The organism is Ureaplasma canigenitalium ATCC 51252 (assembly GCF_000712165.1).
Lineage (GTDB): Bacteria > Bacillota_I > Bacilli_A > Mycoplasmatales > Mycoplasmoidaceae > Ureaplasma > Ureaplasma canigenitalium.
This window is the reverse complement of the sequence record NZ_JONZ01000006.1, coordinates 1-21,615: the sequence shown is the minus strand read 5'-3', so window position 1 is coordinate 21,615 and position 21,615 is coordinate 1. Positions and strand designations below refer to the sequence as shown.

Annotated in this window: 16 protein-coding genes and 6 tRNA genes; 6 read left to right on the top strand and 16 right to left on the bottom strand. The window is 32.0% G+C overall.

Features of this window, described 5'->3' with window-relative positions:
- The first annotated feature begins 71 nt into the window (after window positions 1–71).
- A complete protein-coding gene (locus tag T416_RS0101995) occupies window positions 72–2,180 on the top strand; it encodes a Vmc-like lipoprotein signal peptide domain-containing protein (protein ID WP_031489157.1) in 2,109 nt (702 codons plus the stop codon).
- Window positions 2,173–2,715, top strand: coding sequence for a hypothetical protein (locus T416_RS0101990; protein ID WP_031489156.1), 543 nt, complete (start codon window positions 2,173–2,175; stop codon window positions 2,713–2,715). The genes T416_RS0101995 and T416_RS0101990 overlap by 8 nt, the downstream gene beginning before the upstream one ends.
- 243 nt (window positions 2,716–2,958) lie before the next feature.
- Here T416_RS0101990 and T416_RS0101985 read toward each other — a convergent pair whose 3' ends face one another.
- Window positions 2,959–3,552, bottom strand: a complete 594-nt coding sequence (locus T416_RS0101985; RefSeq protein WP_031489155.1) for a type IV toxin-antitoxin system AbiEi family antitoxin domain-containing protein — start codon at window positions 3,550–3,552, stop codon at window positions 2,959–2,961.
- A 397-nt stretch (window positions 3,553–3,949) separates the two neighbouring features.
- Here T416_RS0101985 and T416_RS0101980 point away from each other — a divergent pair, with 397 nt between their 5' ends.
- Together T416_RS0101980 and T416_RS0101975 are read left to right on the top strand one after the other, a co-directional pair.
- On the top strand, window positions 3,950–4,705 hold the full coding sequence (locus T416_RS0101980) for a hypothetical protein (RefSeq protein ID WP_031489154.1): 756 nt from the start codon (window positions 3,950–3,952) through the stop codon (window positions 4,703–4,705).
- Window positions 4,706–5,342: 637 nt separating this feature from the next.
- Window positions 5,343–6,602: an ATP-binding protein gene (locus T416_RS0101975; RefSeq protein WP_031489153.1), complete on the top strand. Its 1,260-nt coding sequence runs from the start codon at window positions 5,343–5,345 to the stop codon at window positions 6,600–6,602.
- A 50-nt stretch (window positions 6,603–6,652) separates the two neighbouring features.
- Here the strand turns inward: T416_RS0101975 and T416_RS0101970 are convergent, their stop codons facing one another.
- The 3 genes from T416_RS0101970 to T416_RS0101960 all read right to left on the bottom strand — a co-directional run bounded on the left by T416_RS0101970 (window position 6,653) and on the right by T416_RS0101960 (window position 12,151).
- Window positions 6,653–8,020 carry a leucyl aminopeptidase gene (locus T416_RS0101970; RefSeq protein ID WP_031489152.1) on the bottom strand — a complete coding sequence of 456 codons (1,368 nt, stop codon included), beginning with the start codon at window positions 8,018–8,020 and terminating at the stop codon, window positions 6,653–6,655.
- 74 nt (window positions 8,021–8,094) lie between these two features.
- Window positions 8,095–10,449, bottom strand: coding sequence for an FtsK/SpoIIIE domain-containing protein (locus T416_RS0101965; protein WP_031489151.1), 2,355 nt, complete (start codon window positions 10,447–10,449; stop codon window positions 8,095–8,097).
- A 28-nt stretch (window positions 10,450–10,477) separates the two neighbouring features.
- Entirely contained in the window at window positions 10,478–12,151 is a 1,674-nt protein-coding gene (locus T416_RS0101960; protein WP_031489150.1) for a ribonuclease J, read from the bottom strand.
- A gap of 117 nt (window positions 12,152–12,268) precedes the next feature.
- On the opposite strand from T416_RS0101960, the gene T416_RS0101955 reads away from it, so the two are divergent.
- Together T416_RS0101955 and T416_RS0101950 are read left to right on the top strand one after the other, a co-directional pair.
- On the top strand, window positions 12,269–14,224 hold the full coding sequence (locus T416_RS0101955; protein WP_031489149.1) for a cysteine peptidase family C39 domain-containing protein: 1,956 nt from the start codon (window positions 12,269–12,271) through the stop codon (window positions 14,222–14,224).
- Window positions 14,217–14,582: a hypothetical protein gene (locus tag T416_RS0101950; protein WP_051675926.1), complete on the top strand. Its 366-nt coding sequence runs from the start codon at window positions 14,217–14,219 to the stop codon at window positions 14,580–14,582. The genes T416_RS0101955 and T416_RS0101950 overlap by 8 nt, the downstream gene beginning before the upstream one ends.
- Here the strand turns inward: T416_RS0101950 and T416_RS0101945 are convergent.
- From T416_RS0101945 to T416_RS0101890, 12 genes are all read right to left on the bottom strand, one after another.
- The gene (locus T416_RS0101945) at window positions 14,566–15,711 is read right to left on the bottom strand and encodes a phosphatidate cytidylyltransferase (RefSeq protein WP_031489147.1); all 1,146 of its coding nucleotides are present in this window, start codon (window positions 15,709–15,711) and stop codon (window positions 14,566–14,568) included. The genes T416_RS0101950 and T416_RS0101945 overlap by 17 nt on opposite strands.
- Before the next feature lies 1 nt (window position 15,712).
- Window positions 15,713–16,264: a ribosome recycling factor gene (gene frr, locus T416_RS0101940; RefSeq protein ID WP_031489146.1), complete on the bottom strand. Its 552-nt coding sequence runs from the start codon at window positions 16,262–16,264 to the stop codon at window positions 15,713–15,715.
- Between the two features lie 6 nt (window positions 16,265–16,270).
- Window positions 16,271–16,984 (bottom strand): UMP kinase, encoded by a 714-nt coding sequence (pyrH, locus tag T416_RS0101935; protein WP_031489145.1) that lies wholly within the window; start codon window positions 16,982–16,984, stop codon window positions 16,271–16,273.
- A gap of 60 nt (window positions 16,985–17,044) precedes the next feature.
- Complete coding sequence (gene tsf / locus T416_RS0101930; RefSeq protein WP_031489144.1) at window positions 17,045–17,920, bottom strand: translation elongation factor Ts; 876 nt, start codon at window positions 17,918–17,920, stop codon at window positions 17,045–17,047.
- A 132-nt stretch (window positions 17,921–18,052) separates the two neighbouring features.
- Window positions 18,053–18,136: transfer RNA gene (locus tag T416_RS0101925), tRNA-Leu, on the bottom strand.
- A gap of 3 nt (window positions 18,137–18,139) precedes the next feature.
- Window positions 18,140–18,215 (bottom strand) — tRNA-Lys (locus T416_RS0101920).
- Between the two features lie 41 nt (window positions 18,216–18,256).
- A tRNA-Thr gene (locus T416_RS0101915) sits at window positions 18,257–18,332 on the bottom strand.
- A 1-nt stretch (window position 18,333) separates the two neighbouring features.
- Window positions 18,334–18,409: transfer RNA gene (locus T416_RS0101910), tRNA-Val, on the bottom strand.
- Between the two features lie 32 nt (window positions 18,410–18,441).
- Window positions 18,442–18,518 (bottom strand) — tRNA-Glu (locus tag T416_RS0101905).
- Window position 18,519: 1 nt separating this feature from the next.
- Window positions 18,520–18,594 (bottom strand) — tRNA-Asn (locus T416_RS0101900).
- 318 nt (window positions 18,595–18,912) lie between these two features.
- Complete coding sequence (locus T416_RS0101895; protein WP_031489143.1) at window positions 18,913–19,299, bottom strand: hypothetical protein; 387 nt, start codon at window positions 19,297–19,299, stop codon at window positions 18,913–18,915.
- A 121-nt stretch (window positions 19,300–19,420) separates the two neighbouring features.
- The gene (locus T416_RS0101890) at window positions 19,421–21,544 is read right to left on the bottom strand and encodes a Vmc-like lipoprotein signal peptide domain-containing protein (RefSeq protein ID WP_031489142.1); all 2,124 of its coding nucleotides are present in this window, start codon (window positions 21,542–21,544) and stop codon (window positions 19,421–19,423) included.
- Window positions 21,545–21,615: the final 71 nt, after the last annotated feature.

Genomic DNA, 21,615 nt, shown 5'->3' with positions numbered 1-21,615 from the left:
GCAAAATCCTAACTAACTTATAAATTAACACCCATAAACAATCATATTAATAAATAGGATAAACATTAAAAATGACAAAGAAAAATAAGAAGATATTATTCAGTTTTCTAGGAACACTATCTATCTCAGCATCGATTGCTGCAGTCGCGGTCGCTTGTCGACCTGATACGGGAAAGAATGGTGGAAAGACCGGGGGAACTGATACTGGTAATAATCCTGAAAAACCTAAGGTTCCTAATAATCCAGAGACACCTGAAAAACCTAAGGTTCCTGAAACTCCAAAGACTCCTGAAACTCCAAAAAAACCAGAAGATGGTCAAAAAACACCTGATACAAAACCAGAAGACGGAAAGAAGACTCCTGAAGGTCCTGAAAGTCCAGACAAGGATAAAAACCCTGGAGGGGATGCTAAGACACCTGAAACTCCTGAAAGTCCAGACAAGGATAAAAAACCAGGAGGGGATGCTAAACCAACCCCACCACCTGCGGATAAACCTGGAGAAAAGGTTGAAAATAAAGTCACTACCATTACATATACTCCAGAGACAACGACAGCGAAGGTTGAATTTGAATTTGAAAATATAGTAACTGCTGAACAAACAGTTTCTGTTAAGTTTAACGGTCAAGCTTATACAATGAAGGGGAATGGAACAAAAGAAGTTGCTTTTGATTTAACTGGTTTAACTCAAAATAAGGAATACATTCTAAGCGAAGTTACAATCGATGGTCATAATATCGAGTGAGAAGCACTTGTAGTTTGGAAATTCAAAACAAAAGATGTATCAGGTAATAAGGCTACAGATATTAAGTTTGAAGGAATTACAAACAATGCCGTTCAAATTGTGGTAACCCTAGAACAAGAAGCAAAAGAAGATGATTATGTTGAACTTTATCTAAAAGGGAAAAGTACTTCTAGTTACAAAACCCTAGGTCAAAATTCTAAAACAATTACTTTTAAATTTAATGATCTAGAACAAGGACATAAGTACGAAATTGACCGAATCCTTGTTGCTAATAAAAAAATTGATTTTAGTTCATTACCTGAAGATAAGAAGTCATTTACCACAACAGGTCAAGGTGTTACCCCTCCAGTTGTAAATCACAAGTTAAAAACAGTGGAATTCAAAGACATTACAAAAAATTCAGCAAAAATTAAATTAACTTTTGATCAAGATGTCTTAGCATCAAGCACTGTCGAAGTGGAATTGAATGGTGGTAAGAAGTTTTCTAAAGAAGGTAATTCATCCGATGTTCTTGAAATAGACTTAACAAATCTAGATAAGAAGACAACTTATACCTTAAATAAGATTACTGTTGACGGAAAAACTTTAGATATTAGCAAAATCACAAAAAAAGATTTTGAAACTTTAGATGAAACTCCATCTACACCAATTCCTAGCGATTTTAAAGTAAAAAGTCTTCAATGAGAACAAACAAACTCAACTACATCAACCGTTACAGTATTTTTTACAAAGCAATTTTCAAGCGCCGCTGAAGTTACGGTCAAAGTTAATGATGTGGTTTATAAGGGACAACTTGATGGCAATTTATTAAACCAAACAAAAATAGCAATTAATAACCAATTTCCAGGGACTAATTTAACATTAACCGAAGTTTCTATTGGAGGTCAAAAGGTAGAATTTGCATCTTCTACTACCGAAGATTCTAAAAAATCATCAATTAAGGATATTGAAGATGGTTCTCTTGAATTACAAGCATTACCTGGACAACAAAAAGTTCAAGTTTCGCTTACTTATCCTACGACAGTTTTACCTATTATTACTGGCAATAAATATTACATTACTTTCCAAGTTGATGAAGATAAAACTATTGATGAAGAACTTGAAAGTTTTGATGATAGTGACTTTGAAGATGTTGATTCAATTAATGCATCTCTAAAGACGGATATTGAAGTAGAGGCGACACCTATATCAGAAGATAAAAAAGTTGTCACCGTTAAATTTGTGCTTGACTTTAAGATGATGCTAGATCGTACTAAATTACACTTCGTATTTAAAGGACTAAAATATGGTAAAGATAAAGCAACTGCAAAATCTATTCCGCTAGCTAAACTTAACTTTGACGATTTAACAAAAAAACACTACGAAGTTCAAGAAACTAGCAAGGCTGGACAAGATCCTAAAAACGGTGGTCAACAACAAGATTCCAGAAATGCCTAATAAAGGTGGGGCTACTGACAAGAAAAGAGATGAAACCCAAACCGATAAAAAATATGTTATTGAACCTTCTACATTAGAGGAAAAAGAAATCGGTGTTACCATTCTTAATAAAGATGGTCAGTTAATGAAGAAGGTCGGTTGTGGTACTAAAAAAGACCCTACCGTTCTAGTTCTGCAACTTGTGGGAACTGAAAAATTAAAATATTTCAAGGATAAGGGTTTTACTCTTCAAGTCGACCTTGTAAAGGAACCCGATAAATTAGGTAAACGTTATTCATCCAATGATGTTCAGATTACAGATGACGGTAAACTTGTATTAACATTTGACACCATAGGAGTTGGTGCTGGTCAAGGTGCTGATACAATTGAAAAATACAAAATCAAAAGCATAGATTTAGTCGCTCCTGAAGATTTATATGAGGATGATGAACTACCAGAAGAAATATCTAATAAAATTGCCGAATACAGTTTTAAGTGACCAGATGTAGTTCTTATGTTTGATCCTTCAAAAAAATTAACCTACCAACCAAAATAATAAAAACTTTGTCATTTTAAAATACCACCAAAGGTGGTGTTCCAAAATAAAAAACCAAGTGCACCCTTTAAATTAATTTAAAAAGGTGTGTGACTTGGTTTTTTTAATTATAGTCTTGATTTCCTTAAAAAAAGATTACCCCAAAAAATCTTCATTTTTTGGGGTAATCCTGTGTTTGTATTGTATTAAAGCTAAGTCCTGTATCTTTTGACAGTTTTTTGACATATCGCTCTTTGCTTAGCTTTATTCATAAACGAGCTCCAAAATTTCTTTTACTTTTTCATATATCTTCATTTTTTTAGAATACTCATATAGTTTATTCAAATCCTTATTTTTATAACGGACATACTTGTTAATCGTTTTGGAAAACAGTTCAGTTTCTATTTCACTTCTATTTTTAATAAAATCGCAAATTGTTCTTTCCAAATCATAAACTTTTACTGTATTCCCAAATATTGTTTGGCATTCTGTCATACCCAAATCATAAATTTCTTTTGTAGCATAGTGAATACTTACACTTCCGCTTATACGATGTGGATTGTACCCTTTATATACAGTAACTTCCATTTCATTCGGGATTATGTCTGTAAACCCATGAAGATAAAGAGCGGATACATAAGAAAAAACAGCAACCTTACATCTATTATGAAAAAAATAATACTCGTCATTATCTCCGTTTGAATCTATATAGATTCCTCTATCCACACGAATCAGTTCACCTTTTTCTGCCATTCGTGTGAGATATATTGTAGGAATATTAAAGTTTTTAAGTTCCTTACTTGTAATAATCCCACCCGTTTTACTTAATTTTTCTTTTATCTTTTTTATATAATTCATGGTATCCCCTCCTGTTGCTATTGTGCTTACATTATATCAAATAGTAAGCACATTTACAACATTAGGATTTACATTTCTCTTTTTACAACTTTATTCCTCGTCTTCTTCATCATCATAAGAGTCTATTACCATATCATCTATATTTTGTTGTTCTTTTTCTTCTAGAATCTCCGTTAGAATATAGACTTAATTGAAAAAGGAGAAATGTTCACTAAGTTGGGTAACTCTAGGTTTCAAAATCGGTTTCAAGAGATAAGTTAATTTATTTTATTTTTTTGTTCTAATGTAAATTGTTTTCTATACATAAAAACACACTCTTTCTTATTTAATGAGTGTGTCTACAATTTTTTCTCATAATTAGATTAAAATTTTTTTAGAAAATTTTGAAGGATGAAATATGATAGATAAAAAAGCTAAAAGATTGTTTTTAAAATATATGGAAAATGAGCCAAGTTTAAATATTGAAGAAGTAGAATATATAAAAGAAAAAGCTTTACTTAGAGAAAATATAGTTATTACAGAAAAGGAATTTATTGATAGTCTTGAAAAAATATTTTTAAAAGTTTCTTTAGAAGAGGTAGCTAATGCCTTTTTATATAGCCTATCAACTAGAGATTTAGATTATAGATATATTTTACCTTCATATATTTATGCAAGAAGTTGGCTAAAACATGATAAAGGGAAAGAATATAAAGTTCCAAAAGAAATTACTGCTACATTTTTTAATTGGGTAAAATATTATAGTGGTGGAATTTGGGGTGAGATTGCTAAACCTTATTATTATTTATCTGAATTTTTAAATATGGAGAAAAAAACTCCAAAAGAAGAAGATTATGAAATTTTAAAGAAAATTTTATTCTTTGTAGATAATTTTGAAGAAATGAAAACAGCAACTATGTTAAGAAATGAATTAGCTAAAGAAAAACTATTTCCATCAAATAAAGATGAAGTTACTGGCTTATTAGAAACTTTAGGAATATGTGGAATTTTAGAAACAAAAGAACATAAAGGCTTCTGGGATAACTTTACTCCAAAATTTGAGAGAGATTCAGGGGATTTAAGGCAATATTTTTCATATCCATTTCATTGGTGGAAAGGGAAAGATAGGGTAAACTATGAAAATGTAAAAAAAATTTTTAAAATAACAGTTTAGAAAATTAGGATGATTAATGAAACGATATAATTGAAATAAAATTAGACTAAATTTATTTACCCTTCCAGCTTTAACTTGTTATGTTTTTCTCTCTGCCCAGCAGTTTCGTGTGCAAAAGAAGAACTAAATGTTACAAAGCTTAATCATCCAGAATTAAATTTGAAAAGGAGTATGAATTTAAAAATTTATCACCAGAATTTAAAATTAATAATGTTAAATTAAATTCTTTTCGTGATCTAAACTTTCGGTAAAAAAATAACTTTACAGGCATCCTATATAGACTTTATTTACCGGTAGAGAAGTTTTTAACTCTTTAATTAGAAGAAAACATGTAACCAAAACAAATAGACCTAAATTAATCATAAGGCTTATAAAATGAGTTTTAATTGACTTAAAATAAATTTACATTTTTTAAACTTTTTCATTTACATTTTTTAAAGTATTTCATTAACAAATCATAAACTTTTTGATTAACATTTCATAAAGTTTTCGATTAACATTTCATAAAGTTTTTGATTAACATTTCATAAAGTTTTTGATTAACAAATAATAAAATTTTTCATTGATAATTCATAAAGTAATCCTTTTAAATTATTAAATATGCTTATAATTTAAATAAGGAACCAATTAACATAGTATGTATCGAAAAAGAATTCTTGATAAAGTAATAGAGAATGAGTTAAGAGCATCCAGAGCCATCTTGATTATTGGACCAAAATTCTCTGGAAAAACTTCTTCTGTCATGCAGTTTGCTAAATCAATATTTAAGTTGGATGATTTTTCTAATGGTTGAAATAATATTGAGCTAGCAAAAATTAATCCTGGTTTGGCATTAGAAGGAGAAACACCTAGGTTAATCGACGAGTGACAACTTGTCCCTAAAATATTTGATGCAGTAAGAGTTGAAACTGATAAACGGAACCTACCAGGACAATTTATATTAACAGGTTCTAATGCAATACCTTACTATCAAAAAAAGCATTCAGGAACCGGAAGAATAACAATCATTGAAATGAGAATGCTATCTCTTTTTGAATCAGAAGATTCAACAGGTGAGATTAGTTTGGAGGATCTATTATTAAATAAACAATTTTATGTTAATTCTAATATGTCAATAAGTCGTTTAGCACAATTAATTGTTCGTGGTGGTTATCCGAGTATTTTTTCAATTAAGGAAGAAAAAGATCACCTTAAAATTCATCGTAATTACTTTAAAAGTTTAATCGAAAGTGACATTAGTATGGTTGACGAAAAGAAGAGAAATCCTAGATTGTGTCACTGAATATTAAAAAGTATTGCAAGGAATCTACAAACAAGGGTTAAATACACAACAATAAAATATGACATCTTGAATTTGCAAAATGAAACTATCTCTATTCCTACATTAACAGATTATATTAATACCTTAACTAATTTAAGAATAGTTGATTTTACAGAAAATTGAAGTCCTTCCTTTAGAAGTAAAACAATGGTGATGAAAACTCCAGTCATCGGTTTTGTAGATCCTTCAATTGCAGTTGCGGCTCTTTCCATTACCGAAAAGTCTTTATTAACTGACATAAGAACTTTTGGTTTTCTATTTGAGTCGCTTGTCATTAGGGATCTTAAGATATATGCTTCATATTATGGTGGAGAAGTTTATAGCTATCGTGATCGATCAAATATTGAAATAGATGCTGTTATTACTTTTCCCGATGGAAGATATGGATTAATTGAAATAAAGCTTGGTAGGGATTATATTGAAGATGCTATTAAAAACCTAAAGTTAGTTGAAAATAAACTTAATATTGAAGTAATGGGTAAACCAAGCTTTAAGGCGGTAATTACAGGTACCGGTTTCGGTTACCAGCGAGACGACGGAATTTACATCATTCCAATAGGTACATTAAAACATTAAAAAAACACTTCTCGGTTTTTTGAGAAGTGTTTTTGTTGCAGAATGTTTTTTTACTTATTACCAAATCAGTCGTTAATGAAGTTATAGAATGTTTTTAACATTACCCCGGTACCTTTATGACCAACATCAGCAGTAATTGCTACATCGAAGTGAGCATATGTCACTCCTTCGGTAAATTCTCTTAGGAAGACAGCTGCACGTGAAGAACCACCACGTGGGTCAGATACACTATTCGCGATATCAGCAACGTGTGAATCTAGCATCTTTAAGAAGTCATTGTGGAATGGTAATCTTCATACCAGTTCACCGGCTTCATCAGCGCTCTTTTCAATCATCTTTCACATACAATCACAAGTAGACCAAACACCGCTATAAGTGTCTCCAAGAGCATAAATCATAGCACCTGTTAGAGTTGCGATATCAAAGATTTTATTAACTTTTAAATCACGAACCGCATATGTAAGGGCGTCAGCAAGAATTAGACGTCCTTCAGCATCGGTGTTGTCAATTTCAACTGTCTTTCCATTGTACGACTTAAGAACATCATCCGGTCTTTGTGCTTCAGCTCCAAGTAGGTTAAAGACAAGTGGAAGCACAGCATAAGCATTAACTTTTTCCTTGTTCTTTGCAAGTGAGATTAATGTTGAAGCAGAAATGGCAGCCCCTGACATATCAAACTTCATATGACGCATATGTGGTCCTGTTTTAACATTATAACCACCAGTGTCAAAGCATACCCCTTTACCAACGAAAGCCATTTTGTTTTCGTTTGAAGGATTGTTCATATATTCAAGAACGATTAAACGTGGTTGGTATTTTTCAGAAACCGCTGCACCACCAACACCTACGTGGAGATTCATTCCTTTTTTTACAAGATCCATACGGTTTAAAACTGTCATCTTGATATCAAGTCCTTGAATCCGGTTACGAATTTGTTCTTCGAAATCACCTGGAGTCATTAGATTACTTGGAGCATCTTGCATCCCACGAGTAATTGTGATTTCTTTTGCAATTGTTTCGTGCTTCTTTACTAATTCTTCGTATTTAGTGTCAACCACTAAATTGTGCACATTCTTTTCAACTGGATTAGATTTTAAAGTAAATGGAGTTGCTTCGGCATATTCAAGTGCAGAAACAACAATTGAAATTAAACTATTTAATTTATCTTCTTTAACAAGTTTAACCATCGAATTTAAATCAACAGAAACCGGTTTAGAACTACTTGATAGAAATTTAACAAGACTACGATAAAGTTCGTTTGAATTGAACTCATCATCAATAATGATGTATTGTTGTTTTTGGTGTGCACCCCCAAAAACACTATATGGTTTAGTTTCTTTTTCAAAGTCCTTGATGCCGTGGTCTTTATTCACAGCAGTTAAGGTATAAATATATTCTTGCTTGTTGTTCAAAGTCATATTTAAAGTCCTTCTATATGTATTGTTTATATTATAAATATTTATTTAAAATTAATAACAAATCCTTAAAAATGTTAAAAAATCTTCTTCGTTTTTATGTTATCGCGGTCAAGGTTTCTTAGGTCTTTTAAATCGTAATCACATCCTGCGATGTGAGAGACAATTACATCGAATAATTCATTAGGGATTTTTCCGGTCTGTGCCCTTAAGTAGTTATTAGAACTGCGCTTATAAATATACATATCACCAAGACCAGCTAGATTGCATAACCAAGGTTGGTTCATTAATAATGAACCTTCTTGTGGTGTGTTTAATTTAAGACTAATGATGTAATTAAAAGCATCCTTTAAGGAAACTGTACTCTCATTGGTGTAGTCCGTTGAAAGTATCATCGTCATTCCAATAGTAGAAGCATTACGAGCAAGGTACTGGATTAAGGTGCTAAATGAATGCTGGTATTTACTATCAAGAATACTCATGTACTCGGACATCACAAAAAGAATTTTCGGAAGTCTTACATCTTGTCTTTTTTTGTGATATTCATCGATTGTTGAAACTTGCTCACTTTTAAAAAGTTTTAATCTTTGCTCTGTAATCATTTTCAGTTTACGAAGCGATTCAATAATGTTAGCGAAATCGTTAAATTCAACTACTAGTTTGGTGTGGTGTAGGTTATTGATAAGACGATATGATTTCGTTCCGTTGTTAATTAAATATAAATCAAGTTCGACTGGCGATTTCTTATAAAGTGCTGAGAGAAGAATGTTTGAAATTAACATTGCTTTACCACTTCTTTTAATTGCTCCGTGGATAAGGAATGTCGAATCTTCGTCATCGAACCAGATAACCTCACGTTTGGTATTTTTTCCAACACCAATACATAACTTATCATTATAAGGAATGTCTTCAATAATTTCCTTGATATCAATTGTTGATCGGTATTCATCACTAATTGAAGTAATAACAACAGAGTGACCACGAACAAAAATGTAGTTCGTTAGTTTAAAATATTTATTCAACTCTTCAATTAAGGTTTTACCTTCATTATTAATTAAATTACTAACAGATGAGCCATTATAAGAAAAAATAATTTCAAAATTCGAATAATAAATAACTACATTCTGAAGTGTTAATAAAAGGTTGTTAACCTTAATGAAGTTAAGAACATACTCCTTGACTTCATTAGCAAGTTTCTTTAGTTCATCATAATAGTCCCGTGTTTCGGTGTTAATAATTTTCGTTGACGGATAATAATCATACTTATTCGCACTGTTGTTTGTATGTCACATCTGAAGAGGTTGAATCTCTTCATCATCATTAAACGAAAAGTATTTCGTTTTGGTTCAAGTTGACCGGTCATTAACTTTAGTGTATACCGGTTCTTCGGTGAAAAATTCCTGTTTTTCCGGGTTTTCAATGATGATGTTTTTATCATCCTGGATAGGATAGTTTAAAGTTTCAATCGGTTTGATTGATTGCTTTGCTAAATCATTAAAAGCTTGACCAGAAGCGGTGTTTGTGGAAATCATTAATGATTGTTCTGTGTCTATTAATGGTTGACTAGATAATTGATTAGCATCAGGTTTTTCTTGTTCATTATCCTTAATAGGATCTAATGCTATTTCATCACCATTCTTAACTCCATCTTCACTTGTTTTAAAATGCTCTTTTAAATTAACAAGGGCGTAAGAAGTTCCGTGGTGTTGATTAATGTTCTCTATTCATTTCTTTATCGTTCTAATCTTTCACTTTGTAACAGGAGAATCCTTCGCATTACTTAAACCAACTAGGGTTATGAAGAAAATGAAAGCAAGAAGACCATAAATAATGATGTAAACATAAGCATAAGCTTTCGTAATCTCAAGATTAATATAACCAATGATTCCCCCAAAAGCAATTGGATGAATAAAGTAATAATTCATATGACCAATACTAATTAAATAATAGTCACGGAAAATTTTCGACCAAAGAGTTGCAAAATTTTCCTTAATAATTTCGTTTTTATAAACACCAATGATTCCCTTGATGTCAGTCGGAAGGGTTACTTTTATGGAAAGTTGTTTTATTCCTTGATCAAAAAGGATTGGATATGAAACCCCACCTAGGATGAAGGAAATAAGAAAGGCGAGTAAAACATAAAACAATCACATTTTTCAGTTAAAAAGGAAAGTTCTTGCTTTTTTAATATAAAAGCAAATAAGGAACATCAAAATAATGGTATAAACAAAAAACTTACCAAATCCAAAAAAGTAATTAATTAAGGAATCGAGAATAGCTCCAGTATACGGAACTTTTGTGACGGAAAATAAACAAAGAAAAAAACCGAGAGCAATCATACACCGCTCAAATATAATGTATTTTTTGTTTGTTTTATCCCTAAGGAAAGATGGTGTTTTCTTCTTATCTCTTTTTTGTTCGATGTTACTCATATTTTTTTACCTATTTATTAATTATAGCCTAAGCAACATAATCAATAAAGGTAGGAAGAACAAGTGGTCGACGATTAAATTTCTTTTCAAAAAGTTTAGAAAGTAATCTTTTTAGGTTAAACTTTGTTTCTTTGATGTTTAACTTCTTGTTTTCATAAACAAGACATTCACCCATTCGTTTCTTAAAAGTTGCTTCAATTTCTTCAACTTTACTTGATGATAGGTCTTTATGGTTAACAACACCAAAGTATTCTAATTTGACATAATTAAAGAGTTTTTGGTGTGCTTTATCAAAGACCAGACTCATTGCAATAACTCCGTTTGAACCCATTTGGTTTCGTTCGTAAATGATACTTTCACCAACATCGAGAGCATGGTTAGTTGAGACATAGTTATCGTTTAATTCAATTTTTTGATGACTTTTTATTAAATTTCCATCGACAATATTTAATACATCACCATTATCAATGGTCAAGATTGATTCTTGTTTAATCCAAGTGCTTTGAAGAGCATCGTTTAACTTCACTTCATACTTATAAATCCCATTATGGGGAATAACATATTTAGGTTGGAGTAAATTAATCAATAGTTTATGGTCTTCGTCGCATGCTTTCATTTCAATGATATTTTTCGGAAGACTTTTATAATTAATGTCAAGACGAGAAAGTTCATCGCAAATGACAGCATGATTCATTTCCTGTCCTGGAAGGACAGTAACTCCAAGAATCAAGCGATCGTTTTCATTAATCGGAATATTCTTTCTCTGATTATGAATGAATTTAGTCATTGTCTCGTAATAGGTATTAGGATTGTCAGCAATAATGATGATCGCATTCTTGCTTTCAACCGCTTTTTGCTTTGTAATCATTATTAGCTTACGCGAACTAAAAAGACCTTTTTCAATTGTTGTTTTAAGCACATTAAGGAAGGTGTTTCCGATGATGCAGATAGGCCGGTTTGTTTGTTTTGCAATGCTAAGTAAAGTAAAAATAGTATAAGCATCGTTACTATGAGTTCCGACAATAACCTTCCCTTCGGTATGGTTGATGATTGATTCATAAAAACTCTTGTTTTTATGTTGGGGAGTCGCAAATCCAGGAATCCCCGCTTGATTTATTCCGACAATCAGAGCAAGGGTATTGTTTTTGGTGTAATTCTGAAGGTTATTCAGTTGACTTTGAAAAGTTTTGTTCCGGTCGTTCGTTACAATAAAGTCATCGACAAAAACAATACATCCGTCCTCGGTTTTAAGAATTCAGCCGTAACTATTTGGCATACTATTCGCAATCCGGAACGGAAGAACTTTGTTGTCACCAACATCAATATCTTGACCTGGTTGAAGGACGACGATATTAGGATTGATTGATTTCTTAATATGTTTACTTTCGAAAAGTTTTTTAACGACGACCTCACCAACTTCGTTAGTATAAATCGGAATACTTGGTTTTAATTTTGAAAGAAGAAGAAAAAGTCCAGTGGTGTTATAAAAACTAGGAGTACCAATGAAGATTCCCCTAATTTTTTCCATCCGGTTTTTTAAATAATCGGAGTCGATGGTAATTAAACTAATTCCGTTAACGGTATTAACAGGTAGTTTGACACCAACATTAAAAACATAAATTTCATCATTTATTTCAACGATCAAACAACTTTTGTTACGTTCATCTTGTCCACCAAGAGCAAGTAATTTAATTTTAGCCATTTAAATTCCTATCAGTGTATTTTCAATGCAGTAGTTAATGAATAACTAATTAGATTAATTATAAGGAAAATTTCTAAAAATTTCATTTTAAAGCGAATATAAAAATAGGAGAGTAATATGAAGATTGTAAATCAGAACTTAGCAAATGAGTGTGGGGTATGTGTATGTCTTATGATGATCAACCATCACCAGAATGTCAATTTATCAAAAAATCTCATTTTAAGTGACTTAAAGATGAAAACCGAAGGGCTTTCTATTTATGAACTTGAATCGACTTTAAACAAATATGGTTTACAGGCCACCAGTTACCAGGTTGACTCCGATGAACTTATCGAGAATCTTGTGAACGATTATTATATTGCACTAATTAAAAACGATGAATTAAAGCACTATGTAGTTATCAAACTTTTAAACACAAAAACGATTCAAGTGTATTGCCCGGAAAAAGGTAAGTATCTTCTAAATGTTGAACAATTTAAGGAGGTTTTTCTTAATGTCATCGTAAAAATTGAAAAAACCAATGAATTAAAGAATTTAACACTCTTCAAAAATGATTTCAGGAGAAATGTTTCCTTGATTGCTCAATTCATCATTTTCACTCTCGAGTTAATCGGACTTTTCTCCGGGATCGTTTTAGGAAAATTTTTAAACTATCTTTTTGATCTTGTCATTCCGTATAAGAGTCTCGCTAATTTAATCAATCTTTCTCTAATTTTTCTTTTTTTTAAGATTTTCACTTATTTTTCAAATATGTTACTTTCATTTTATGTTAGTCACATAACAAAAAAGGTTTTTGCTTCATCTTTTGGACTATTAATTGAGCGTCTAAAGAAAAAGAAACAAATGTTCTTTAATAAAACAAACAACGGGGAAATGAACCAATTGAAAGTCTTCATAAATCAGATAATTAGTTATCAACTTATCGATCAACCTAAACTGCTTACTAGTATTATTTCATTTGTTATTATTTTTAGCATCCTTCTTAGCATTCATCCAATTTTAATAGTTATTAGTCTTTTCTCTGTGTTGATTAATATTGGGATTAATCTTATAAGTTATCTTTTCTACAAAAAGTATAGTGAAAGTATTTTAAGTAAGGAGCAAAGCTCGTTTTTAACCTATCAAACTTTACTAACGATTATCAAAAATGAGAAAAACACGAACAAGGTTAACCAAATAGGAAGGGAAGCAATCGAACAACACATTAATTTAATTAATGAGTCGTTTAAATATCAGTCAATCAACACAAGAATTACCTTTTTTAGTGAAGTACTAAATGGAATTTCTTTTATCATTTTAATCGGCGTCGCTACTTATCTTTATATCTTACATTCCACTATTAGCATCGGTCTTCTTACCTTCCTAATTTTTATCCATAGCAATTTTAGTGAATCGTCTTCTGGAATAGTTGCTTTTTTTATGAAAAGAGTGACATTTAAAAATGCATCAAATGCTCTACAAAAATGTTTACTAATTGATAATCTTGAAAAGAAAGAAGGAATCATTCTAGAACAAATTGAGGATATTAAATTTAAACAATATCACTTTAAGGTAAATACCCTTTTAACTGGTAATAGTGGAGTTGGGAAAACATCCTTGTTAAAAGAGCTTGCTTTTAATAATGAAGAGAGTAGCTACTTCATTAATGGTGTACCTGTTAAAAGTCTCGATTCAGTTTTTTTCCAAGATCAAATCATCTATCTCCCTTCAAATAGTATGTCTAGTGATTTTGATTTAACAAAAATTTTTAGTCGACTTGATGAAGAAAATAGGGTTAAGTTTCAAGAACTTGTAAGAAGAACAAGGATCGACTTTTTAAATATTAACCACGGCGATACTTTAAGGAAGTTAAGTTCTGGTCAAAAGCAGATTGCTAATTTTCTTAATCTAATGACAGTAAATAATAAGATGTTATTGCTTGACGAACCACTTAGTCATGTTGACCAAGACACTAAACACTTTCTCCTGAAACACTTTCTTGTTTTTCTGGAGAAGGATAACTTCATTATCTATGTTAGTCACGATAAAACACTAGGACGGTATTTTAAGGAAGAGGTTCATTTAAATGCATAAAAAATGAATCCACCTTTCCCTTTTCGGAACTCTTTCTTTTTTCACTCTCACATCTGGAATAGCATTCGGTATTAAAAATAAAACCTATACGGTTTCCATTTTAAATACCTATACTAAAACTCTTGAGATTAATAAAAAGGATTTTGAAAAAATCAAGCATAGAAAAACAATCAAAATCAAACTTGATAGTCTATCATACTATGCTAAGTTTAAGTTAGTTAAACACACAAAAAAGGGGGTCATTTTACTACTTGACTACCGGTATAAGAACATGAGTGAATTAGTTAATGTCGTTATTGAACTAAACGAACAACCAATCATTTATCAACTAATTAAGTACTTTAGACTACAGCAATAGGCATGAACGGGAAGTAGTTAGCGACATTGGTAGAAAGACTAACTATCATTGATGAAATTGTAAACAAAGAGAAAACAAAGCAGTGTGAATCAATTCGGTCGAGAAGTCCTCCATGACCTTTAATTAAATTACTAAAATCCTTAATTTGATACATTCTCTTAATATAACTAAAGAACAAATCTCCAGCAGCTGAAAGAAGAATGAGACTAAAGAGCACGATCATCATTGAAACAAAATAAACGCCGCTCCGGTTTAGACTGTAAAGTGGAAGACCACCTGGACGATAGTATGTACCAAAAAGACTATTTGTTAAATTAAAGAGGCATCCACGAGTTAAGTTATATGGAGAATATGAAACTCCGATTAAAATGGCGAGAATTAAAAAGAAAGTAAGAAATACACCAAAAAGAAAACCTTCAATTGTTTTCTTTGGAGAGAGTTTTGGTGCTAACTTTCTTTTTCCGAATTTTTTACCACCGAAATAAGCTAGTGAATCCGAGAAAAAGGAAATAAAAAGAAGAATAATAACTGTGACAAAACTCCGGTTAAACGAAGAGTAAAGAATCCCAATAAAAAAGAACAAGATAAAGAGATAAGTAACGAAACTAAAAAATAAATTCTTAATCTTGAGACGATTTTGGTATACATAGATAAAAATTGTCGTAAAAAAGGTAAAAGTAATGTTGAATAAAAGAACAATGGTAAACGTCTTTATTCCATACATTACATCATACAAAAAATACCCACTATTTAGTGAGACATAAACCAGAGTTGGAGAAAGAACATTAATGAGAAGAAGAAAAATAATCAGCGGTGTAATTCTCTGATGATTATAAAAAAAAGTATTTCCGTATTCTTTACCAGCTAGTGCGATAATCGGTATGAGCGATGTAATAGCAATTATCTCAAAAACAAGTTTAACAACTCGGTTTGCTTCTTCTCCGTTAAAAATAGATCAAGTAAATGATCGATCACTAATGATTAAAAAGGACAAGAAAAATAAAAGAAAAATCCCAATGAAGACACCACTAATTAACCGATTATTAAGGTCTCGCGCTCTTGTGAAATACTCTTCATTTCTCTTTTCTTCTAGTCGTTTCTGTTCTTCCTCAGTTTTTATTTCTTCCATTTTAAATTGTCATTATTTCTTTTTCTTTATGTAAGACTAATTCATCAACTTTATTATTAATTTCCTTAGTTAATTTATCAAGTTCATTTTGAAAATGTTTTTTGTCATCCTCGATTGAACTTTGTTCTTTTTTAAAAGCATCTTGGATTTCTTGACGAATATGACGAATTCGAATTTTCGCTTCTTCCCCAATTTGCTTTGCTTTTTTGGCAAGTTGCTTACGCATATCTTCGGTTGGTGCTTGAAAAGTAAGTCGAATGGCATCTGCATCAACTTGTGGATTGATATTTAAATTTGAACCATTAAGGGCTGTGACAATATCCTTTATAATTGACTTATCATAAGGTTTAATCATCAAAATACGTGGTTCTGGGACACTAATGTTCGCTGTTTGATTAATTGGTGTTGGAGAACCATAATAATCAACAAGGATACCATCAAGGATACTAGGGCTTGCTCTTCCTGTTCTTAGTTTAATAAATTCATTGTGCATAAAAGTATAAACATGTTCAGCTTGTTCCTTGAACATTTTGTCGTAAACTTTAAAATCCATATCTTTTTATTTAAACTCTTTCTTTACTATTGTGTGTCTTATTTTGTTATTAAGGACATCAACTATTGCATTTTCCTTGTCAATGTTAAAAACTATTAATTCAAGATCGTTTTCTTCACAAAGAGCAAGAGCTGTTTGATCCATTATCTTTATTTTATTATTTATAAAAGCTTCATGGTAAGTTATTTGTGGGATAAATTCCGCATCCTTATTTTTAAGTGGGTCTTTTGTATAAATACCATCAACCCCGTTTTTTCCCATTAGGATAATTTTAGTTTCGGTTTCTAGAGCTTTAAGAGCAGCGTTAGTGTCAGTTGTAAAATAGGGAAAACCTGTCCCTCCGACAAAGATTAAAACATGATCGTCTTTTATTGCTTGTTCGATAGAAAGAAGACTTGTATGGGTTGTCAGTTGATCACACCTAAGAGCACTTAACACGGTTGATTCGATATTAAATCCATCAAGCATAGTTTTAAAAGCGAGACCATTAATAAGTGTGGCTAGCATTCCCATATTATCAGCATATGAACGATTCATATTTAATTCCTTGGCATTACCACCCCGGAAGATATTTCCACCACCAAATACAATGGAAATTAAATAATCATTTTTAAGTTGTTTAATTTGGTTAGCAAGTTGTTTTAATTTAGTCGCGTTAATGCTATCTTTTTCACTCTTTAGTGATGCACCAGAAATTTTGATTAATATTCGCTTCTTCATCTTTCATTACCTTAATTAAATATTGATAAAAATAGCAACCACACCCGGTTGCTATATGGTTTATTTCTTCATTTGGTTAGCGACTTCTTCAGCAAAACTTAGTTCGGGTTTCTTTTCAATTCCCTCTCCTACTTCAAAGGCAGCAAAATCAACTGCTTTACCACCGTTTTGCAAAAGATATGAACTGATTGTCATACTTGGAATTTTAAAGAATGCTTGGTTAACAAGACAATTTTCAGCAAGTGCTTTATTTAATCTTCCTTGGATAATCTTGTCGGCAAATTTCATATCCTTACCTTCGTTCTTTAACGATTCGGTAATGATTGCTTTTTCTTTACTCAACCATTCCTGGTCAACATTATTTTCATCAAGGAATGAAGGACGCATTGCCGCTGCATGCATTGCGACATCCTTAGCTACCTGCATTTCGACTTGATTATCGATAAGAACAATTGCTCCAACACGCTTGTTGTTATGAGTATACGAACCAAGTGTTTGGTTTTCATTTGCTTTTAAAACTTTTCCACGACGAAAAACAATTTTCTCACCAATCGTAGCTGTAAGATCAAGACCAGAATCTTCAATTTTCTTTCCGTTAATGATTAACTTACCAAAGTCTTCATCATTATTAACTTCCTTGATTGAGATATCAAGTATGTTATTCGCATAAGCTAAAAACTCATCGGTCTTTGCTACAAAATCAGTTTGACAGTTAACTTCAATCATCACCGCTTTGTTTCCTTCTTGTTTTGTAAGGACAACTCCGTCTGTTGCGACATTCATTTGCTTGTTTGCTGCTTTAATTGCACCATTCTCACGAAGGTAAACAATTGCTCCTTCAATATCGTTATTCGAATGATCAAGTGCCTTCATACAGTCCATCATTCCAGCTTGCGTACGCTTTCTTAATTCCTTAACTAAATCTGCCCTAGTCATTGTTACCTACTATCTATGTTAATAATTATAAAATTTGAATATTAAATTACTTTTATTAATTATAAAGAAAAATGTAATAAAAGGAAGACGAAATAAAAAAAACACCCCGAAGGATGTTTAACTAAATATTAATGGTGCGCTCGAAGAGACTTGAACTCTTACACCGTGAAGTACTAGATCCTAAGTCTAGCGCGTCTGCCATTCCGCCACGAGCGCATCTGGTGCTCTGTAAAGGGTTCGAACCTTTGACCCACTGATTAAGAGTCAGTTGCTCTACCGGCTGAGCTAACAGAGCAAATAACATTACTTAGTAATGTTATTCTACAATTATTTTAATGGTGCCGACTATAGGAATCGAACCCACAACCTACTGATTACAAGTCAGTTGCTCTACCTATTGAGCTAAGTCGGCATGGTGGAGTGTAAGGGACTTGAACCCCTGACCCTCTGCTTGTAAGGCAGATGCTCTCCCAACTGAGCTAACACTCCGTAAGACGCATTGCGTCTGTTATTTGTTTAAATGGTGACCCGTACGGGATTCAAACCCGTGAATGCACGCGTGAAAGGCGTGTGTGTTCAGTCACTTCACCAACGGGCCATGGCGGCTACAGTAGGGATTGAACCTACGACCAACCGGTTAACAGCCGGTTGCTCTACCGCTGAGCTATGTAGCCAAATAGTATTATTAAAATACTTAAAAATTATAAACACATTATTTGTTTAAGTCAATAGCAAAATATTAAATTTAATACGAGAATTTTTCAATATTGAATCCACAATTATTAATGCTAGCGACTATGGTTTATTATTATATTGATAAGATATTTATATTATATCTATTGATTTACTAAAATAACTATACTAATTATTAAAATTTAATATAGTTATTAATACGTTTTAAATATCTAATGATAAATAAAAAATACCACCAAAAGGCGGTATTTTCATAATGACAAATAATATAGTAAGTTATTTAGTTTTTGATTGTATAGTTATTTTGGTTGGTAAATAGATGATTTTTGAGGGTCGAATGTAAGTACCTCTTTTGGATACTTAAATTTAAATTCATCTGCTTTATCAGAAAGATCTTGATTGTTTAAGTTATCAGGAGCTATCAGTTCAATATCCTTGATTTTATATTTTTCTATACTATTAGGACCAACACCAGCACCGATACCAATAGTGTCAAAAAGTAAAACTAATGTACCATCAGAATTAATGGTTGCTTGTTTCGAAACCTTAGGAGTGCTTAATAATTTCTTAGGTTCATTTTCTAGAGTGAGTAGAACCGTGAATCCTTTATCCTTAAATTCATTAAGTTTCTCGAAACCAACAAGTTTTGCAAGTAGTACTGCACCTTTACCACTTGATTGCTTCATAAGGTATCCATCCTTATTAAGAATGGTTAAACCTACATCCTTATCAGTTAGAGAATCTGGTTTAATAATAAATTTTTCGTTTGTTTGTGTTAGATTATCTTACGATTTAGTGTCCCCACCATTAGGCTTGCCTGGGAGCTTGTTGTTGACCACCATTTCCGTGAGTTGAAGGTACTTTAGCATCGGGAGTTTCATTAATTTCGTAATGTGCTTTTGTATATTCATCAAATGCTAATTTAGTTAACGGAATAGATTTAGCATGTTCTTTATCTACACCATATTTAAGTTTCTTAAATGTAAAGTGTAACTTACCTTTGTCAAGCATTCGATGGAAGTTTAGAACAAATTTAACACTAACTTGGCCACTAGAAGATGAAGTAGGTGTAACCTCAACCTCTACGTCCTTCGTTAATTCAGCATTTTTTTCATTAGCAACTAATTCAGTGTCTTTTTCATCATCTAAATCTCCTTCTCTAGCTTCAGCTTCGTCAGCAGATAGGGTGAAGAAGTACTTGTAACCGTTAATAATAGGTAAGGTAGAAGTCGGATATTCTAAATTTATTTGAACTTTTTCACTTCCAGAAATTACAGTTAAATTAAGTGATTTATCATCAATGTCCTTCACTTTGGTGTGTTTTGCATCTTCTGTTGTTGTTTTATCAAAATCAACATGCGAACCACCTACAAGAACTTCAGTGAGATTTAAATCAGTACCAGGTAATTGACCATCAACAGGAACCTTAGCTTGCTTCTTAGTTGTATCTAGATTTGCCTTGTAGTCTTTTCCGTTAACCTTGACGGTTACTTCAGCAGAATCTGTTGGAAATTGTGTTGTAAATATTACAGTTACTGTTGATGTGGTAGAGTTAGTTTCGGTTCATTGAAGATTACTTACCTTAAAGTTATCCGGAATTTTAGTCTTAGGCATTTCATCTAATGTAGTAAATGATTTATCCATCAATTTAGCAATATCTACATTTGCTCCGTCAATAGTAATCTTGTTTATAGTGTAAGTAGTTTTCTTTTCAAGATTATCCAAATTAAATGTGACTTCACCAGCATTTTTTCCTTTTGCTGTAAATTTCTTATCATGATCAAAGGTAACTTCAACAGTATTAGCTTCTAACACATCCTGATCAAAAGTAAGTGTTAATTTAGCTTTATCTTTACCTATCTCAGTGAAATCAGCTTTAGTTACATTGCGTGTTATTTTTGGTGGAGTAACAGATCCTCCGCTTCCAATTCCAGTAGTGGTAAATGACTTATTGTTTGCGACAGCAGTTAAATCAATAGCTTTAAAGTTAACTTTAATATGTTCTATTTCATACTTTGTACCAGCACTTAAACTACTAAAAGTGAATTTAATTTCTGTTTTATCTTCACCTAAAACCTTATGACTTGGACTATCAATACCTTTTAATTTAACCTCAACATCGCTATTATCTTTAACTGCGTGTTCAAAAGTAACAACAATCGAAACTGACTTATCAGTTATATCTTCAGATTTAATACTTGTTACCTTATTCGCAACGACATCATCCTTTGTAGAGAAGAAACCAACAGCAAAAGGATCTTTTTCAATTTCGTGTCCATTAATACTAATCACTGAAAGAAGATACTTTGTTTTCTTTGTTAGATTTGAAAGGTTGAAAGTAACTTTCTTTGTTCCATTCCCCTTCATTGTATAAGTATTAGCATTAAACTTAACAGAAACTGTTTGTTCAGCAGTTACTATATTTTCAAATTCAAATTCAACCTTCGCTGTCGTTGTCTCTGGAGTATATGTAATGGTAGTGACTTTATTTTCAACCTTTTCTCCAGGTTTATCCGCAGGTGGTGGGGTTGGTTTAGCATCCCCTCCTGGTTTTTTATCCTTGTCTGGACTTTCAGGAGTTTCAGGTGTCTTAGCATCCCCTCCAGGGTTTTTATCCTTGTCTGGACTTTCAGGACCTTCAGGAGTCTTCTTTCCGTCTTCTGGTTTTGTATCAGGTGTTTTTTGACCATCTTCTGGTTTTTTTGGAGTTTCAGGAGTCTTTGGAGTTTCAGGAACCTTAGGTTTTTCAGGTGTCTCTGGATTATTAGGAACCTTAGGTTTTTCAGGATTATTACCAGTATCAGTTCCCCCGGTCTTTCCACCATTCTTTCCCGTATCAGGTCGACAAGCGACCGCGACTGCAGCAATCGATGCTGAGATAGATAGTGTTCCTAGAAAACTGAATAATATCTTCTTATTTTTCTTTGTCATTTTTAATGTTTATCCTATTTATTAATATGATTGTTTATGGGTGTTAATTTATAAGTTAGTTAGGATTTTGC